Annotated in this window: 16 protein-coding genes and 1 other RNA gene; 5 read left to right on the forward strand and 12 right to left on the reverse strand. The window is 37.8% G+C overall.

The features are described from left to right. Positions 1-88 precede the first annotated feature (88 nt). The 4 genes from ACFIK7_RS04095 to ACFIK7_RS04110 all read right to left on the reverse strand — a co-directional run bounded on the left by ACFIK7_RS04095 (position 89) and on the right by ACFIK7_RS04110 (position 5,013). Positions 89-784: a hypothetical protein gene (locus tag ACFIK7_RS04095; RefSeq protein ID WP_375654486.1), complete on the reverse strand. Its 696-nt coding sequence runs from the start codon at positions 782-784 to the stop codon at positions 89-91. A gap of 902 nt (positions 785-1,686) precedes the next feature. Further along, positions 1,687-3,513, reverse strand: coding sequence for an aminopeptidase P family protein (locus ACFIK7_RS04100; protein ID WP_375662975.1), 1,827 nt, complete (start codon positions 3,511-3,513; stop codon positions 1,687-1,689). 22 nt (positions 3,514-3,535) lie between these two features. Further along, positions 3,536-4,405, reverse strand: a complete 870-nt coding sequence (locus ACFIK7_RS04105) for a 50S ribosomal protein L11 methyltransferase (protein WP_375662976.1) — start codon at positions 4,403-4,405, stop codon at positions 3,536-3,538. Positions 4,406-4,431: 26 nt separating this feature from the next. After that, positions 4,432-5,013, reverse strand: coding sequence for an SCO family protein (locus ACFIK7_RS04110; protein ID WP_273790767.1), 582 nt, complete (start codon positions 5,011-5,013; stop codon positions 4,432-4,434). Positions 5,014-5,148: 135 nt separating this feature from the next. Between ACFIK7_RS04110 and ACFIK7_RS04115 the strand changes: the two genes are divergently transcribed. Then, complete coding sequence (locus ACFIK7_RS04115; protein ID WP_375643457.1) at positions 5,149-5,778, forward strand: DapH/DapD/GlmU-related protein; 630 nt, start codon at positions 5,149-5,151, stop codon at positions 5,776-5,778. 56 nt (positions 5,779-5,834) lie between these two features. Here ACFIK7_RS04115 and ACFIK7_RS04120 read toward each other — a convergent pair whose 3' ends face one another. The 5 genes from ACFIK7_RS04120 to ssrA form a co-directional block, all read right to left on the reverse strand. Next, positions 5,835-8,174: an ATP-dependent helicase gene (locus ACFIK7_RS04120; RefSeq protein ID WP_375662977.1), complete on the reverse strand. Its 2,340-nt coding sequence runs from the start codon at positions 8,172-8,174 to the stop codon at positions 5,835-5,837. Between the two features lie 119 nt (positions 8,175-8,293). Further along, the gene (locus ACFIK7_RS04125; RefSeq protein ID WP_273790764.1) at positions 8,294-8,545 is read right to left on the reverse strand and encodes a ribbon-helix-helix domain-containing protein; all 252 of its coding nucleotides are present in this window, start codon (positions 8,543-8,545) and stop codon (positions 8,294-8,296) included. Positions 8,546-8,555: 10 nt separating this feature from the next. Beyond that, a complete protein-coding gene (locus ACFIK7_RS04130; protein ID WP_273790763.1) occupies positions 8,556-8,738 on the reverse strand; it encodes a DUF4169 family protein in 183 nt (60 codons plus the stop codon). An 8-nt stretch (positions 8,739-8,746) separates the two neighbouring features. Beyond that, positions 8,747-9,298 carry an SspB family protein gene (locus tag ACFIK7_RS04135; protein ID WP_375631167.1) on the reverse strand — a complete coding sequence of 184 codons (552 nt, stop codon included), beginning with the start codon at positions 9,296-9,298 and terminating at the stop codon, positions 8,747-8,749. 180 nt (positions 9,299-9,478) lie between these two features. Further along, positions 9,479-9,835: a transfer-messenger RNA gene (gene ssrA, locus ACFIK7_RS04140) on the reverse strand. Between the two features lie 97 nt (positions 9,836-9,932). Between ssrA and ACFIK7_RS04145 the strand changes: the two genes are divergently transcribed. Beyond that, complete coding sequence (locus tag ACFIK7_RS04145) at positions 9,933-10,238, forward strand: DUF2853 family protein (protein ID WP_273790761.1); 306 nt, start codon at positions 9,933-9,935, stop codon at positions 10,236-10,238. 68 nt (positions 10,239-10,306) lie between these two features. Here the strand turns inward: ACFIK7_RS04145 and ACFIK7_RS04150 are convergent, their stop codons facing one another. The 3 genes from ACFIK7_RS04150 to ACFIK7_RS04160 form a co-directional block, all read right to left on the reverse strand. Then, positions 10,307-11,614: an MFS transporter gene (locus tag ACFIK7_RS04150; protein ID WP_273790760.1), complete on the reverse strand. Its 1,308-nt coding sequence runs from the start codon at positions 11,612-11,614 to the stop codon at positions 10,307-10,309. A gap of 654 nt (positions 11,615-12,268) precedes the next feature. Continuing rightward, positions 12,269-13,579: an MFS family transporter gene (locus ACFIK7_RS04155; RefSeq protein ID WP_273790759.1), complete on the reverse strand. Its 1,311-nt coding sequence runs from the start codon at positions 13,577-13,579 to the stop codon at positions 12,269-12,271. A gap of 960 nt (positions 13,580-14,539) precedes the next feature. Continuing rightward, a complete protein-coding gene (locus tag ACFIK7_RS04160; RefSeq protein ID WP_375643461.1) occupies positions 14,540-15,847 on the reverse strand; it encodes an MFS family transporter in 1,308 nt (435 codons plus the stop codon). A 213-nt stretch (positions 15,848-16,060) separates the two neighbouring features. Between ACFIK7_RS04160 and ACFIK7_RS04165 the strand changes: the two genes are divergently transcribed. From ACFIK7_RS04165 to hflK, 3 genes are all read left to right on the forward strand, one after another. After that, on the forward strand, positions 16,061-16,855 hold the full coding sequence (locus ACFIK7_RS04165; RefSeq protein ID WP_273790824.1) for a thymidylate synthase: 795 nt from the start codon (positions 16,061-16,063) through the stop codon (positions 16,853-16,855). After that, positions 16,852-17,361 carry a dihydrofolate reductase gene (locus ACFIK7_RS04170; RefSeq protein ID WP_273790757.1) on the forward strand — a complete coding sequence of 170 codons (510 nt, stop codon included), beginning with the start codon at positions 16,852-16,854 and terminating at the stop codon, positions 17,359-17,361. Before ACFIK7_RS04165 ends, ACFIK7_RS04170 begins: the two co-directional genes overlap by 4 nt. Before the next feature lie 119 nt (positions 17,362-17,480). Continuing rightward, positions 17,481-18,620 carry an FtsH protease activity modulator HflK gene (gene hflK, locus ACFIK7_RS04175; RefSeq protein WP_273790756.1) on the forward strand — a complete coding sequence of 380 codons (1,140 nt, stop codon included), beginning with the start codon at positions 17,481-17,483 and terminating at the stop codon, positions 18,618-18,620.

The following is an 18,620-nucleotide window of genomic DNA, read 5'->3' on the forward strand; positions in this document are numbered from 1 at the left end:
GAAGATTACAAAATATAATAAAACATTCCGCTATAAATGAATAAGGGATATAAATGCGAGTTGTTTATTATGTTGAATTTATAAAAGATTACTGGTACCTATACTTATCAGGCATTATTAGATGGTACACTTGTCCAATTTCATTACAAAATTTCGGATATTCGCTAATGCGTCTAGCAGCATAATTTTTTTCCTGACTTCCTTCATCTCTCTCAAATTTCTCAGCATAGGAAATTTCGTTTATTAGAGCTAGTATTTGGATTGAGAATATTTCAGAATTAAATATCATTCGTGCGTATCTAAACATTGGATCTGTCGAGTTCATGACCAAATTTTTTGCCCAAATGAAATCGTTTTCTTTCCAATTATATTGAGAACGTAGCTTATGTATGTAGGTAGGTAGGGATAATGCTGGAAATTTTTTATTGTACTCTCCCTGTAATAAGTCCACAAGGCATGCACACCAAACAACTTTCGCATGGATAAGATTTATATTTTCAGGAATTAGTACTACCATCCCAGGGCTTAGAACATGATATACACCATAACTCTTATTATCCAGATATTTTTTTGCAATTTCTAGGCGCTCTTCGTATATATTATCAGGATATTGTGTCTTTACGTACTCTTCGTATAATTTATCGTACTGATTTGGAGTAATGACTTGATTTTCAGAAAATAAAGCAATAGGAATTCGCTTAAATTTAGTAATTTCCTTCAATACAGAAGGCCCAATATAGCATCCAAATAATAATATTACGGAACAAAATAAAATTATACGCATTAGGATAGTCACTTTATTTCTAAAATACTGGATAAGGAAAGGATATAGATTACTAAGATCTGTGCTTAAGATTTTGTTAACTAACAAGCTATAAGACACACGTTTTATTGTGTATTTTTCAGAGCATTTGTAAAACTCTGTAGAGAGTTTGAATCTTCTTTATTTACGTGACTGTTTTTGTGTTATCTAGTTTTTCATATCCTCTGTTATTGTTGTTAATTTTTAGCTGAATAACACATTCAGGTCAAAACACATGCCTCCATATATGTTGTTTTTATACTGTGTAGTTGGAAACTATCTATATTGTGGGTAACTTTTTTTCAACAGTAAGTAATAGTCTAGAAAATAATATTTTACTGTTAACTATGCAAATAAATAAAAAACTTTAACGCTGATGTTATCAGTATGCTCCTTCTTTTAATTCTAACTTAATTTTATTTCATAGCAGATTCTATTTTATTGTAGCAATATGTATTATAATGAATTACAACTATTGAAAATGATTCAAGAATTAAAATAATATAAATTATCATTGTGAAGCAAACAAAAAGGTAAAATTTATTCGAATAAATATGCAGAATTTTTGAATCCAAACAGCGTAATAAGCTGGTTATAATAGGTGTTTTAGAAATACGATGCGAAGGATTACAAAATATAACGAGAGTTTCCATATAAAGAAACTAGGGATATGGTAGTGTCTAGATGGTAATACCCAAAATAAGCATTATCACGTGCAGGCGTATCTCACTCTGCTTCACCTAGGTCAGTGTTTGACATATCAGAAAAAACGTGAAGTATCTTGTAGAAATATTTTTTGTATTTCCTGACGCAAGTACATATTTTTCTCTAAAAAAAGACGGTGCTGTTTTTGTAGAAAGGGTAAAAGTTATAGGTTGCTTGATTTAAAGGGGCATTGTTGCTTCTTTTGCCCATTTTTTATCTTCTTCATTTAAGTAAGGTGCATTCATCTGATAAACGCGCGCATGGTAATCATTGAGCCATTGCCGTTCTTCTTGTGTCAAAAGCTCTGGAAGGATTAACCGTCGATCAATGGGGCAATGTGTGAGTGTCTCAAACGAGAGCATTTCTATATCTCCACCATCAATTTTTTGTGCTGGCTTTACTATCATCAAATTTTCAAGACGGATACCAAAAGCGCCTTCGCGGTAATAGCCTGGCTCGTTTGAAAGAATCATACCGGAGATGAGTTCTTGGCACCCTTTGCGAGAAATATTTTGCGGTCCTTCATGGACAGAAAGATAAGATCCAACACCATGACCGGTGCCATGGGCATAATCAAAACCAGCTTTCCACAATGCAATGCGTGCTAGAATATCAATGTCTTGTCCACGGGTTCTTTTGGGAAAGCAAGCAGTTGAAAGAGCAATCATGCCCTTGAGGACAAGCGTAAAACAGCGTTTTTCTTCTTCTCCAATATTCCCAATTGCTACTGTACGTGTGACATCTGTCGTTCCATCACGATATTGGCCACCTGAATCAACAAGATAAAGTTCACCAGCATTGAGTTGTTTATTTGTTTGTGTTGTTACACGATAATGAATAATGGCGCCATTTTCTCCTGCTGCTGAAATTGTATCAAAAGAAAGATCTTTAAGTTTTTCTCCCATTTCGTTTGCTGTATTTATGCGAAATTCTTCTAATTTTTGAGCAGCAGAAATTTCACTTATTGACCCTGGTATTTGTTTATCTAACCAAGAAAAAAAACGGGTTAGGGCAACACCATCGCGTAGATGCGCTTTGCGTGCGCCATTGAGTTCTGTGTCATTTTTAATGGCACGTGGTAGAGCAGCAGGATCGGTAAGTGTGATAAAAGAGCTATTTTTTTCTTCAATAACAGTTCGTAATTTTTCGCATGTTAGCTGTGGATCTAAGGCAAACACGGTCCCTTTTTGAACATACTCTTTGATCTTGGGAATAAGCTGTTCTGGTTCATATAATTTTGCATAACGTTCCAGATATTGTTTCTGTTCTACACCAAGTTTTTTGCTGTCAATGAATAAGGCTGGTGTTTCGTTAAGTGGAATGAGAGCAAAACAAAGGGAAAAAGGCGTGTTGGAAACATCATTGCCCCGTATATTGAATGTCCATGCAATGGAAGAGGGGTCTGTAAAAATAAAAGCATTTGCATGAGTTTGCTGTATATCTTTGTAAATCAAAGCGAGTTTTTCATCTGTATCGCACCCAGCATATTTGAGAGGGTGAATTGATAAGGCAGATTGTGGTAACTTTGGTTGATTATGCCAGAGCAAATCAATGGGATTATGTTGAACTTCTACAAGTTTTCCACCTGCTTTCATTTCTAATGCGTTTCTCAATGCATCGGTGGCAGCAATCGTGTGGAGCCATGGATCAAAGCCAATAGAAAGTTTTTGACCATTTTTTTCAAGCCATTGTGAGGGAGGACAAGTTATGAGATCTTCATAATTAAAAATATCAGGATCAGTTTGTTGGCGAACTTGGAGCTTATATCGCCCATCTGTAAATATGATGGCTTTGTTTTTTAAAATCAGTGCAATCCCAGCTGATCCAGTAAAGCCGGTTAACCAGCTAAGGCGTTGAGCATGAGGGGGGACATATTCTCCTTGATGCTCATCGCACCGCGGAACAAGAAAACCATCGAGTCCAAGGTGATCGAGTTCTTTACGAAGGCAAGAAATGCGTTCTGCTGCATAAGCAGGATTTGTTGTCGCCTCAAAAGATTGATACATAACGACGTCCTTTTCTTTTATTTTATTTCAGATGTATCGTAACCCATCCTTGCCGGTGGTATGTTTCGATATGCTTGAGTCCTTGTTGTATATAAGTCTCTAAAACATGGGCATGTTGTTCTTCAAGAATTCCAGAGAGTATAAGTGATCCCCCTTTTTGAAGTGCTTTTACTACTTCTTGCGCAAGTTCAATAAGCGGATTAGCAAGGATATTGGCAACGATGAGATCAAAAGGGGCTCGTGATGCAATTGCATCATGGGCAAAATCTGTTGCTGTAATAGCTGTAATATATTCCTTGACACCATTGAATTCGATATTGTGTTGTGCAACTTGAACAGCAATTGGGTCAATATCGGATGCAAGAACAGTAATTGGTTTGAGCATTGCTATGCCAATGGCTAGTACACCGCTCCCAGTACCAAGATCAAGGGCATTTTTGGGATTTTCGTGTTTCATGACTTTGGCAATCATTTCTAAACAACCGGCTGTTGTTCCATGATGTCCGGTGCCAAAAGCTTGATTAGCTTCAATTTCAATAGGGAGAACATTTGCTGGAATGGCGTTTCGGTTGTGACTTCCATGAAGGAAAAAAGGACCGGCTTGCACAGGTTTTAGTCCTTCTAGGCTTTTTTGTACCCAATCAATGTTGGGTAAAACTTCCATATTAATTTTATCAAAATCTATAGAAAGGATTTGAGCAAAACGTTTCAATGCGTTCTCTTGATTGTCTTGATCGACATATAGAGAAAGCTCATATACAGCATTTTGTTCATCTATCTCTGTAAGAGCAAGAGGATACCCTTCTTCGTCAAAGGCTGTTTCTATAAGGGTATAGAACCGTTCTGCTTCATTTTTAGAAGCAGTATAATAGAGGCGAATTTGTTGCGACATGCTGTTCTTTCTTTTGATCGGTTTTTTTAGTTTAAGATGAGTTTTTTTAACCGTTCAATGGCGATTTCATCTTTTAATTCGCTATCGCTTTCTTTCGTGTCATAACGGATAACGCCAGCTAATTTTCCACCTTTTTTGAGTAAAAAAATTGCTGCTGTATGGTTATATGTATAGTTTCCATCTGTTTCAGGGACTTTTTCAGCAACGATGTTGAAAGAATTGACCATTTTATGAACTTTTTCAGGATCTCCGCTGATGCCAACAATTTTATTGTTAAAATTACTGAGATAATCATGGAGTACTTTTGGTGTGTCACGTTCAGGATCAACAGTCACAAACCATATACCTAATTTATCAGCTTCAGGCCCAAGGGCTGTAAGCCATCGATCAAGATTCATCAGTGTGGTAGGGCAGCTTTCAGGACACATAGTGAAGCCGAAAAAAATTATTGAAGGCTTGCTTCGAACATCAGCCTCAGTAATATTTTTTCCATTAGAATCAGTGAGAGTAAAGTTATCACCTAAAGGCTTATTTGTCAGCGTATCATAAATAAAAACACCTGCAAGAAATATGATTGTCAGCCCCAAGATGCGTATTACATTTTTCATAGTTTGACTCTCTTAAATAGATCGAGAAATTGTAACATCGGCAGGTTTGTTTTGCAATGTGTGTTTCATGGTTGATTTTATTGGCTTGATTGGTATGTCTTTCCATATCTATGATGAAACATTGGTGAAAGATGCATGAATATTGAGAACGATCTTCGGTTTCATGAAAGTGAGCCTCGTATCCATACGACGGCACGGCTGCATGGTTGTAAATTAGGGCGCTATGTGGAAATTAATGAGCGGGTGATTTTACGGGATGTAACCGTTGGAGATTTTTCTTATTTAGAACGTAATAGTGAGGCTATTTATAGCGATATTGGGCGTTTTTGTTCTATTGCATCTCATGTACGAATGAATGCGTTGGAGCATCCTATGGAGCGCGTTTCAACGCATAAAATAACCTATCGTCCAAACGAATATTTTCGTTATATGGCATTAGATAGTGGTTTTCGTGAAAGGCGTTGTGCAAAACGTGTTATTATTGGGCATGATGTGTGGATTGGATATGGTGCGGTTATTATGCCTGGGGTGACTATTGGTCATGGCGCTATCATTGGCGCGAACGCTGTTATAACGAAAGATGTTTTGCCTTATACGATTGTCGTTGGGGTGCCTGCTAAACGGTTGCGGATGCGTTTTCCCAATAATGTGATAGAATGCCTTTTAGATATGGCTTGGTGGGATTGGCCGCTTGATAAAATTCACAACGCATTGCCTGATATGCAAAATTTGCCTATTGAAGCCTTTGTTCGTAAATGGAAATGACATTCAGAATAAAATAAAGTGGTTTCTTGAAAAAACTGATCGTGGTTTACTTGTAATTAAGCTTTGTTTACAAAATTGTCTAGTACACGCTTTTCTCCGGCTTTTTCGAACATTATTGTCAATTTATGATCGTCTATTGCTGTAATATGACCATAACCAAATTTTATGTGAAAAATCCGATCATTGACAGAAAAATCTGATGGTGCATGAGAGATTGATTGAGAGATAACTTTCCCTTCAATATTCTTGTTTTTTTGTGCACGCTTTTGTCTTGCTGTTGCATAGTCAGTATAAAAGGAATCGTGATGTTGAAAGGAAGATTTTCCATAACCACCATAGGATGTTTCCATTTCTACAACTTCTATATGTTCTGCTGGTAATTCATCTAGAAAACGGGAGGGAAGAGCAGGTTGCCAAAGTCCATGAATTCTTCGATTAGATACAAACCATATATGCAAATGTTTTTTTGCTCTTGTTAGACCTACGTAAGCAAGGCGCCGTTCTTCTTCTAATCCTGAACGTCCACCTTCATCTAATGAGCGTTGGTGGGGAAAGAGTCCTTCTTCCCAACCTGGAAGAAAAACTGTTTCAAATTCAAGTCCTTTGGCTGAATGAAGTGTCATGATGTTGACTGCATCCATATTTTCATTATTTTCCGTTTCCATAACGAGTGCAACATGTTCCAAAAAACTTTGAAGATTTTCAAATTGTTCCATGGAACGAATCATTTCTTTAAGATTTTCTAGTCTTGTAGGAGCCTCTGGTGAGCGATCTTCTAACCACATGGTTGTATAACCAGAATCATCAAGGACGATCTCGGCAAGTTCTCTATGAGGAGTGTCTTGAAGCATATTTTGCCAGCGGCGGAAGCTTTCAATGAGGCTTCGTAACGCACTGCGTGCCTTAGGCTTTAATTCATCTGTTTCAATGATGTCAGCGGCAGCAGAAAAGAGAGGAACAGCACGTGCACGTGCACTCTCATAAAGAATGCGCAGGGTTGCATCTCCTATGCCGCGTTTTGGTGTATTAATAACACGCTCAAAAGCTAAATCATCAGTAGGTTGGACAACAACGCGTAAATAAGCCATGGCATCACGTATTTCCATTCGCTCATAAAAACGAGGACCACCAATGACGCGATAATTAAGGCCAAGTGTTACAAAGCGATCTTCAAATTCACGCATTTGAAATGATGCGCGTACCAATATAGCCATATGATTTAATGCATGACCGGTTTGTTGTGCGCGTTCGATTTCTTCTCCGATTGCTCGTGCTTCTTCTGCCGAATCCCATGCTGAATGAATTTTTACCTTTTCTTCCTCACTCTTTATTTGAGCAGAAAAAAGGACTTTTCCCAGCCTTTCTTCGTTATGAGCAATGAGATGGGAGGCGGTTTTGAGAATATGGGATGTTGAGCGATAATTGCGTTCTAGACGAATAATTTTAGCAGAAGGAAAATCTTTTTCAAAACGTAATATGTTTTCGACTTTTGCACCACGCCATCCATAAATGGATTGATCATCATCGCCAACACAACAAAGATTAACATGTTGACCTTGAGGATGTTGGGCCAAAAGGCGAAGCCAAAGATATTGTGCTGTATTTGTATCTTGATATTCATCGACAAGAATATAACGAAATTGAGAATGATATTCGCGAAGAATATCTGGATTATGTTGGAAGATAGAGATAGAATGAAGTAGAAGGTCACCAAAATCACAAGCATTAAGATCTTTTAATCGATTTTGATAATTGTGATAAAGTTCACGTCCCATGCCGTTACCAAAGGAATGAGCATCACTTTTTGAGATATGTTTTGGTGAAAGTCCTTGATTTTTCCAAGAATCAATCATCATGGCAAGGTTTCGTGCGGGCCAACGCTTATCGTCTAATCCTTCAGCTTGAATAAGCTGTTTTAAAAGTCGAAGAACATCATCGCTATCGAGAATTGTAAAGTTTCTTTTTAAATCAACAAGCTCTGCGTGACGGCGTAAAATTTTAGCGCCAGTGGAATGAAAGGTTCCAAGCCAAGGCATACCTTCAACAACTTCTCCAATAAGTTCACCAATACGTATTTTCATTTCACGTGCTGCTTTGTTGGTGAAAGTGACAGCAAGTACTTGCTGAGGAGAGGCAAGTCCAGAGCGTAAAATGTGAGAAATACGGGTTGTTAAAACGCGCGTTTTTCCTGTACCAGCACCTGCAAGAACTAAAAGAGGTCCCTCAGTATTCATAACAGCTTGTTGCTGTTCTGGATTGAGTTGTTCTAAATAATCTGTGTTATATGATTTTTGTTCTTTTAGAGTATGGGAGAAAAAACCAGAGCTCTTCTTATCATGGTCTGGAGGGGAATCTTCTTCAAAGAAAGGTATGGTGTGATCAGAAAAATTACTCATTATCTCTCTTTTGTAGTCTTTTTTTTATTGAAGTTCTAGATTAAAAAAACTTCTCTTAAAAAGTCACAACAGTTTCAGTTGAACAGACAGAAAGAGAACGTAAAAAATAAGCACAAACATTAAAGGCGTTGGGTGAGAACGCTTTGAAGGGCATAAACGCGTAACGAAGCCGAAAGATTTACTTGTTGTGGTCTTTTGCTATCAATATCGGTGATAATAAAGGCTAAAGATTGTCCTTTTTGGCGGGCTATATCTTTTAGAATATCTAAAAATGGTGGTTCTAAAGAGACGCTTGTTGCGTGTCCATCAACGCGAACAGATATCTTTCGTGGAATGACTTTTGACCAATCGATAGAATTATTTTCGTGCATTTTTCCACCTTTATTCGTCGTTTCGTAAACGATTTTGATCAAGAAATTTTTGCGTTTTTAAAGATTTTTGTTGCTCAAAATTTTTTTCAGTTTTTGTTCGTCCAAAACGATAACGATTTTGCTCAGCACGAAGAGATTTTTCTGTACGTTTTTTTTGTTTTCGAAATTGGCGAAGATTAATCAATTCAGTCATGAGAAAAATTATTTTTTCCGAAAGGAATCTAAAGATACAACATCAGCACTTTGACTTTGTTTTGCATCGTTATTTGAAGGTTCTTTGTTTGTACTGAGATTTTGTTCTTTTGTAAGCGTATTTTCTATTTTTTGTTTGTTTGATAAGGTAATGGGCGTAGTTGAGGTATTTTCTGAATTTTCACTTTCTCCAGAGGTCAGATTTGAGGGCAGATCAAATGCTGCTTCAAATGCTGCTACAGGATCATAAAAGACCTGAATGGAAGTAAAAGGAATCACGAGCTTTTCGGTTATTTCCCTGAAAGAGAGGGTTACTTCGAAAGCTGTTTCTGAAACACTGAGATCTCTAAATTGATGTTGTAAGACGATTGTCATTTGCTCGGGATAGCGATTTTTTAGCCGAGGAGAAATTTTAACGCCTGGGGCATTTGTCAAAAAAGTTATAAAAAAATGATGATTTCCCGGAAGACCTGCTTTGGCAACTTCCGATAAAACTTTACGGATAACTCCACGAAGCGCATCCTGAACGAGAATATCGTAACGGATTTGATCTTTAACCATCGAAGTTTATTCCTTTTATTTCACGTAGCAGAATGGGGCGTATTGATATTGTGTGACAGAATATATTTTAAATTAGCAGTATTTTTTCTACGATGCACCTCAATAAATCGAATAAATACGAAACTCTATGGTAAATAATGTCTGATAACGTCTGAAAGATCAATCAACAACATTTAAAAAAGTGAAGGCTTCTGTTGCCAGGTGCCTCCGAACCCCGCTTAAACCTGCGACGGTTTAAGGCTCAAATTGAAACATTCACACCACCTTAAGCGGCGAGACGTGCTTCCGCATAGTTGTCATTTGCAACTACTCATTTAGCCCGATAACGGTGGTACAATGCCGAGTAAAAGAGCGATCTTTACACCCTTGTCGATCCTATTTCGCCCCCACCAAAATATAACTTTGGTTTCTTATATTTTGGTGGAGGCGCCGGGTACCGCCCCCGGGTCCAATAGGTTTATTTCACCGTCCATTTATTACCATAGCTGGTAAACCAGCCCTCTAAATATAGATGAAGAACAGTCTTAGGAAAAGGGGGGGTTGTTAATATTTTTAATCCTCTAATTATTTATGGAGCTATATGATGCGGCTGTAAAGTATAGTCCGCTCATTTTTGGAGAGGAGATGATGCAAAATGACAAATAATTTAGCAGATATTAAACTATATGATTCAAATCCCGATGAAGCAGCAGTAGAACGACTTAGCCGTCGTTTAGCTTTAGTGATGAAAAAGCAGGATGCAGCGCTTGTTGCTACATCGGATCCAAAAGAGTTAGAACGTGTTGAAAAATGGGTTCAAGATGTTTTAGAAGCCGATGAGAAGAGTGCTAAAATGGCTGTTTCAAAAGTGGCTGAGATGATGTCTGGAGAGCGTAGAAAAAGTCGACTGACTTTTTATTATCTAGTTGCTAAGCACCTTAATGCACTTCATAAAATTTAAACAATATTAAATTTGTGATAATGATAAAAAAAGCCCAATTTCTTGGGCTTTTTCGTTGATAAAAAGGGTTAATGTTTTTCATCCTCTTGGAGGTAGCCTCCTTTACGCATACTCGGGACAAAGAGAAGAGCAATGAATGCCATGATCATCACGACGGTTATATAAAAATAAAAGAGTGATTCATGACCGTACTTTTTTAATCCAAGCGCGACGTATTCAGCAGAACCACCAAATAAGGCGTTGCCAATGGCATGAGAGATGCTAACGCCTAATGCGCGTATTGAAGAGGGAAACATTGCTGATTTGACGACACCAGAGATGGATGTATACATGCTCATAATGAAGAGCAAGCCAATAATGACGGAAAAGGCAACCCATATACTATGCGTATTACCGATTATCCAGAGTCCAGGAAATGTAAAGATGACAGAGAGTATACTCCAAATGATAAGTAAAGTTTTTGTTCCAATTTTATCGGCTATGATACCAGCTATGGGTTGGAATAGGATGAAAATAAATAGTACAGCTGTCATAATCGTTGTTGCGGTATGTTTATCAAAGCCGGTGGTTGTGATTAGATATTTTTGCATATAAGTCGTAAAGGTGTAAAATGTGAGTGATCCTCCTGATGCAAAGCATGCAATTACGACAACGGCTTTTGTATGCTTGGTGAGAAGTTCCTTAAGACTGCCAGAGTGTTTGTGAGAGCGGCTTTCTTTCGTGGTTGTTTCGTGGAGAGAACGACGCAGATAAATCGCAATCACTGCCCCGAAACCACCAATCACAAAAGGAATGCGCCATCCCCATGCTTTTAACTGATCTTCAGAGAGATAAGATGCTAGAATAAATATAATGAAGCTGGCAAGAAGTTGACCTGTAATAAGGGTGGCTGATTGGAAAGAAGCAAAAAGCCCACGATGTTTTTTGAGAGCAACTTCGCTCATATAAGTGGCTGCTGTACCATATTCACCACCCGCTGAAAGTCCTTGCATCATCCGAGCTAAAAGTAAAAGGATTGCTGATGTTATTCCTAAGGTTTCATAGGTGGGAAGTATGGCGATGAAAAAAGAGCCACCACACATCATAAAAATGGATATAAGCATCGAGCGTTTACGTCCATAACGATCGGCGACAAATCCTAAAAACCAAGCTCCAATAGGGCGCATAAGAAAGCCAATAAAAAACACACCCGCGGTTTTTAACAGTGGCGTAATCGTATCACCATCGGAGGGAAAGAATTGTGATGCAAAATAAATTGATGCAAATGAGTAAACGTAAAAATCATACCATTCTACGAGATTTCCTGATGCGCTTGCTATAATAGCAAAAACACGTTTTCTTGCATCCTGTGATGCTGAAGTTGTTTCATTTTTCATGAATTGTTCCCCTTTTGGATTTATATTTTATATTTTCTAAACATAATTGTTTATGATTTCCAGAAAAATTCAATTGTATTATAATAATTTCTTAGGGAAACTCTTTAAGATGATTTATTAGAGTTATGTTGTCATTCGTTTTAAGATTTTTACTTGTGTTATAGAATAAAAAGTTATCACGTTGCATTTAAAGGGAGAGAACATTGAAAAGTAGATCAAGATACCTTTAAACTTTATGAGAAGAATGCAATTATTGGCATACCGGAAGATTATAGAAGAGATGGTCTTTATGAGCAGAAAGCCCAAAAACTGAAGACATTTCATAAAGCTTAAATAATGTAAAAGGGGATTTTGTGTCCTTGCTTATCTTGTTGTATCACCACACATCATTATTTAGGAGGGGGAGGTAAGGCTCATATAAGGTTTTCCGTATGAGGTGTTTTTCAGATATCATGATAAATATTTAGGGTAGGGCTTGCCTATAGAATCTTATCAAGTAAATTACATAAAGAGGGCAGTAACTATAGACAATTTAAGAGAAACTGAGTTGTTTGTAAGACGAATGCGGGGCAGAATTTTCGTTCTTTGTTAGGATGGAGAGGAGATAAAAAAAGCCCAATTTCTTGGGCTTTTTTTTTTATCCAGAAAATAAGTTTAATGAAGTCTATCGTCTTTATCGAGATATCCTCCTTTATCTATATCGGGCATAAGAAGAATAGAGATGAGTGCAATGACCATCATACCAACTATGTAAAAAAAGAAAACAGATTCGTATCCCATATTTTTTAATCCAAGCGCTACATATTCGGCAGAACCGCCAAAGAGTGCGTTGCCAATGGCAAAAGCAAATCCAACACCAATTGCTCGGATTGAAGCAGGGAACAATTCTGCTTTTATGATACCAGCAATGGACGTATAAAAACTCATAACACAGAGTATTCCAATAATGATTAAGAGTGCTGTCCATGGATTATGGGCATTACCGATCATTTTAAGTACAGGGATAGTGCAGATAATGGATAATAGCCCCCAACTAATGAGTGAAGCTCTTGCTCCAATTTTATCGGCTAGGGAACCAAAAAGGGGTTGGAGTAGCACAAAAATAAAGAGGGCGGCAGTCATTATCGTTGTTGCAGTTTGTTTATCAAAGCCGGTGGTTGTGATCAGATATTTTTGCATATAAGTAGTGTATGTATAAAATGTGAGTGATCCACCAGCTGTAAAGCCAACAACCAAAAAGAAAGCTTTTTTATGATTGCGAAAAAGTTCTCGAAGACTACCAGCATGTTTTTCAGAGCGGCTTTTGTGGGTTGTTGTTTCATGGAGCAAACTACGCAGATAAATTGCAACGATTGCTCCAAAGCCACCAATCACAAAAGGAATACGCCATCCCCACGCTTTTAACTGATCTTCAGTAAGGTAAAGGGCTAAAATAAATATTATAAAACTTGCGAGAAGTTGACCTGAGATCGTTGTTGCATATTGAAAAGAAGCAAAGAGCCCGCGACGATTTTTGGGTGCAACTTCGCTCATATAAGTTGCTGCTGTACCATATTCACCTCCAACGGAAAGTCCTTGAAACATACGGACAAAAAGGAGAAGGAATGCTGCTGTTATTCCCAAGGTTTTATAAGTAGGAAGTATGGCAATGAGAAAAGAGCCACCACACATCATAAAAACAGAAATAAGCATTGAGCGTTTACGTCCATAACGATCCGCAATGAATCCAAAGAGCCATGCTCCAATTGGACGCATAAGAAAGCCAATAAAAAAGATTCCTGCTGTTTTTAACAGTTGTGTAACGATATCTTCATCTTCAGGAAAAAATTGTGAGGCAAAATAAACCGATGCAAAGGAGTAAGCATAGAAGTCGTACCATTCTACCAGATTTCCTGATGCGCTGGACATGATAGCAAAAATACGTTTCCTTGTATCATGTGGGTCTAAAGTTGTTTGATTATTCATGAAGTATTCCCCTTTTAGATTTATAACTTTTCTTCTTTTTAAAGCTATTTACGATGTGCATTATAAAAACGCCATTGTACCATGATAATTTTTCAGGGAAACATAAAGATTTTTTCTAGAGCTATCAGTGCTGTTTTGGGCTTATGGTGTTGTTATATTGCGTAAATCATGCGCTTTTTACTATCCTTAAGGAAATATTATTTTTTGTTTGATTGTGAATTATTTGCATATGCAGAGTGCTTATGAAGATATGATACTCTTTAGTTTATATGCTTGATGTTGTTTCGTAAAATGATGTTATTGACTATTGCATGCGAGGTTGGTGTATCAGTTAAAATACTTTTTAGGAATGATCTTAAGTGTTAAGGGGGAGTACAATATTAAGAGTTCCTCAATAGTATAATGATAGCGGCTTGCACTTTTATTAAGTGTAAAGAGAGTGATGCCCATGTTTATACTTTACGGGGCTTTTACGTTATGTCATTCACGGGTGTCGTTGTGAAATGGAGTTGGGTGCATTGAGAAATGTTTCTCAAAAAAGTGTGCGAATTCATAATATAATGGTATTTTCTATTTTTCATGAAAGGATTTGTTTTGCATGAGGGGGGTACTATTAAGAACGTATTAAACAAAATCATGAGTGTAATCTTTATTATTGATAAAATTTCTTGAAAGATAATCACTTTTCTTCAACGTTGAGTGGGAATGGGAATATTAAAATAAATCAAACGTTTTTTATCTTCAGTGAATTAAATTCAGCAAAAGAAGTATTTATTACATAATAATATGAAGCCATTTGTTTTTATAAGCGGCGTGTGTAGGAGGGAACATTGCTTCTTTAGAGTGTTTGAAGGGATAAAAAACTGTGAGCTTTAAACTTCTATTGGAAAGAATATAAAAAAGCCCAGAATACTGGGCTTTGCTTTTTTTGTTGAAACCCTTGTTTGTTAACATTAAAGGTTAATGAATATCGTCTCCTTGTAAATACCCTTTTTTGCGAGCATCTGGCATTAAGAGAACAGCAATGAATGCAATAATCATCATGCCGGTTATATAAAAATAGAAGACAGATTCATATCCAAGATCTTTTAATCCAAGCGCGACATATTCAGCAGAACCGCCAAACAGTGCGTTGGCAATAGCATAAGAGAGCCCAACTCCTATCGCTCGTACTGAAGCGGGAAACATTTCTGATTTTACAATGCCAGAGATAGATGTATAAAAGCTCATAATGCAGAGCATTCCAGTAATGACTGATAAAGCAATCCATGTACTATCAGTATTACCAATCATATTAAGTCCAGGAATGGTAAAGATAATAGATAAGACACTCCAAATAAGGAGAGAAGTTCTTGTTCCAATTTTATCTGCGAGAGAACCAAAGAGGGGTTGGAGTAACATGAAAACAAAGAGTGCAGCAGTCATTATAGTTGTGGCTGTATGTTTATCAAAGCCGGTGGTTGTGATCAGATATTTCTGCATGTAAGTCGTATAGGTGTAAAATGTGAGCGATCCTCCAGCGGTAAAGCCGATAACTAGAAAAAAAGCTTTTCGGTGGTTACTCAGAAGTCCCCTAATACTACCAGCTTGTGCACTAGAACGACTTTCTTTGGTCGTTGTCTCATGGAGTGTGCGGCGTAGATAAATCGCAACAATTGCGCCGCATCCACCAATGGCAAATGGAATACGCCAGCCCCACGCTTTTAGCTGATCTTCGGTGAGATAAAGCGCTAAAATGAATATAACGAGACTGGCTAGAAGTTGACCACCAATCAGTGTGGTATATTGGAAAGAGCTAAAAAATCCACGGCGATTTTTGAGGGCGATTTCGCTCATATAAGTTGCTGTTGTACCATATTCACCACCGACAGAAAGCCCCTGAAGCATTCTGAGTAAAAGTAAAAGAATTCCTGCTGCCACTCCAATGGTTTCATAGGTAGGAAGTAGGGCGATTAAGAACGAACCACCACACATCATAAAAACAGAGATAAGCATTGAGCGTTTGCGTCCGTAACGATCGGCAATGAAGCCAAAAAGCCATCCGCCGATTGGGCGCATAAGAAAACCAATAGCAAAGACACCAGCCGCTTTTAAAAGTTGCGTAACGACATTGCCATCTGAGGGAAAGAATTGTGATGCAAAATAAATAGATGTAAAGGAATAAACATAAAAGTCATACCATTCTACTAGATTACCTGATGCACTGGACACGATAGCCCAGATACGTTTTCTTGTATCATGTGGTTTTAAAGCTTCTTGTTTTTCCATAGTCGATCCCTTTATTTGATGTTTATCCATCTTTGTTCATTTATGTCATTTTTTTAGAAGCTGTCTATAGTATTTTATCTTTTGCATCAAAAATTTAGTCAGATCATGATAATTTCTTGTGTAAGATGTTTTTGGAAAAAGATTTGAATTATGTTTGTACGGATTTTACAGTTTTTATTTTCTATAATGAGAAGAATCGGACATAATAGCCCTATGAAGTCATATCTTGCTCTTTTATCTCATGTTTTAAATCAGGGTATTGATCGGACAGATCGAACGGGTGTTGGCACGCGATCTATCTTTGGGTATCAGATGCGCTTTGATTTACAAGCAGGATTTCCGTTGTTGACAACAAAGAAGCTACACTTACGTTCAATTATTTATGAGCTTTTGTGGTTTCTTAAAGGCGATACAAATATCGCTTGGTTGAAAGAGCATGGTGTGTCGATTTGGGACGAATGGGCTGATGAAAAGGGAAATCTTGGTCCTGTTTATGGTTATCAGTGGCGTTCTTGGCCTGCTCCTGATGGACGCCATATTGATCAAATTAACAATCTTTTAACGATGATTAAGGAAACGCCAGATTCTCGTCGCTTGATTGTATCAGCTTGGAATCCTGCATTAATAGAGGAAATGGCGTTACCTCCGTGTCATTGTCTTTTTCAATTTTACATTGCGGAGGGTAAATTATCTTGTCAACTTTATCAGCGTTCGGCGGATATTTTCTTAGGTATTCCATTCAATATTGCATCCTACGCATTGCTAACGATGATGATTGCGCAAGTAAGCGGTCTTAAAGTAGGCGATTTTATTCATACTCTGGGAGATGCTCATCTTTATTCTAATCATTTTGAACAGGCAAAATATCAATTGTCTCGTATACCAAATGCTTTGCCATGTATGCGCATAAATCCAGCGGTAACAGATCTTTTTTCTTTTCAATTTGAGGATTTTGAGTTGCTTAATTATGAAGCACAACCTCATATTAAAGCGCCGGTAGCAATATGACGATTTCCATTTGTTTAATTGCTGCTGTTGCAGAAAATGGTGTTATCGGTCGTGAAGGTGCAATGCCGTGGCATTTATCGACGGATTTGCAACGCTTTAAAGCTTTGACGTTGCGTAAGCCCATTATTATGGGAAGAAAAACTTGGGATTCTATCGGGAGACCTTTATCAGGGCGTACAAATATCGTCATTACGCGTGATTGTACCTTTTGTGCTGAGGGGGCTGTTGTTGCTCACTCTTTATCGCAAGCTTGTTCTCTTGCAACAAGCGTTGCTTCTCAAAATGATGTAGAGGAAATTTTTATTATTGGTGGTGGTGCAATTTTTCAACAAGGGTTGCATATGGCTGATAAAATATTTCTTACAGAAGTTTTAGCTTCTATAGAAGGTGATAGTTTTTTTCCTGTTTTTGATAAAGAAAAGTGGACTATTGTGCAAACACAAGATATTCCAAAAGGGGATAAAGATAGTCATCCGACACGTTTTGTTGTTTATGAGCGGAAATAATTTTTTGTAATATGAAGTGGAAGGGGTTATCAGTTGTATTGTAATGAGGTAAGAGACACCCTATAAGATCAAGCAAATGGTTGGTGTTCGAGTAGTGGTAATCAGTTAAAGAGGTGATAATGCCCTGGACAAATCAAAATGGTGGTGGCCCGTGGAGTGGCGATAAAAACAGTGGTGACAAAAAAACACCAGCTAAGAATCTCTTTGGTTCTGGTGGCGGTAATGGTGGCGAAAATGGTCCTAATCTTAATGATATTTTGCGCAAAGGGCAGGATCAGTTTAAACAATTCGGGAGAAGCAGTTTTTCTGTTTTATTCCTTCTGCTTATTGTGTTTTTTTGGCTATACCAGTCAATTTATATTGTTCAGCAAAATGAACAAGCGGTAGAGTTGCGCTTTGGCATCCCTAAAGAAGGCATTATTGGTGATGGGTTGCATTTTCATTTTTGGCCAATTGAGACCTATATGAAAGTACCTTTAACGGAAAAAACAATTGCGATTGGTGGGAAGCCTGGTCAGGCGCAACAAAGTGATGGCTTAATGCTTTCAAGTGATCAGAATATCGTTAATGTTAATTTTTCCGTTTACTATCGGATTTCATACCCTAGTCAGTTTTTATTCAATGTGAATGATCAAGAGGGAACAGTCCGCCAAGTTGCTGAGAGTGCAATGCGTGAGGTCATTGGTTCGCGGCCGGTTGATGATGTTTTACGTGACAAGAAAGAAGAAGTTGCTAATGACGTCAGAAAGATTATTCAGTTGACTGTAGATAAATATCAACTTGGTGTTGAAATAAGCCGTGTGTCTATCAGTGAAGCTGCTCCTCCGACAAAGGTTGCTGCTGCGTTTAATTCTGTTCAGCAGGCGGAGCAGGAACGTGGAAGAATGATTGAAGAGGGGAATCGTGTGCGTTTTACGAAAATTGGTTTAGCAAATGGTGAAGCTTCACGCACACGGGAAATCGCAAAAGGTGAAAAGGCACAAATGGTTGAAGAGGCAACAGGGCGTGCTGAACGTTTTCAGGCGATAGCTCGTGAGGCTGCGATTTCACCAGAAGCTGCTCGCTATCGTCTCTATATGGAGACGATGGGGCGGATTCTTTCTTCACCAAATAAGCTGGTTCTTGATCAGGCAAATTCTCCAGCGGTGCCTTATTTACCTTTGAACGAATTGTTGCGTAGCAAGTCATCGGAAAAAGTAAAGGCAACATCAGCGCGTCCTGCGTTACTCTTAGATTCTCGTATTTCTGGAGGAGATTAA

The organism is Bartonella sp. CL266QHHD (assembly GCF_042195355.1).
In the GTDB taxonomy this organism is placed as follows: domain Bacteria; phylum Pseudomonadota; class Alphaproteobacteria; order Rhizobiales; family Rhizobiaceae; genus Bartonella.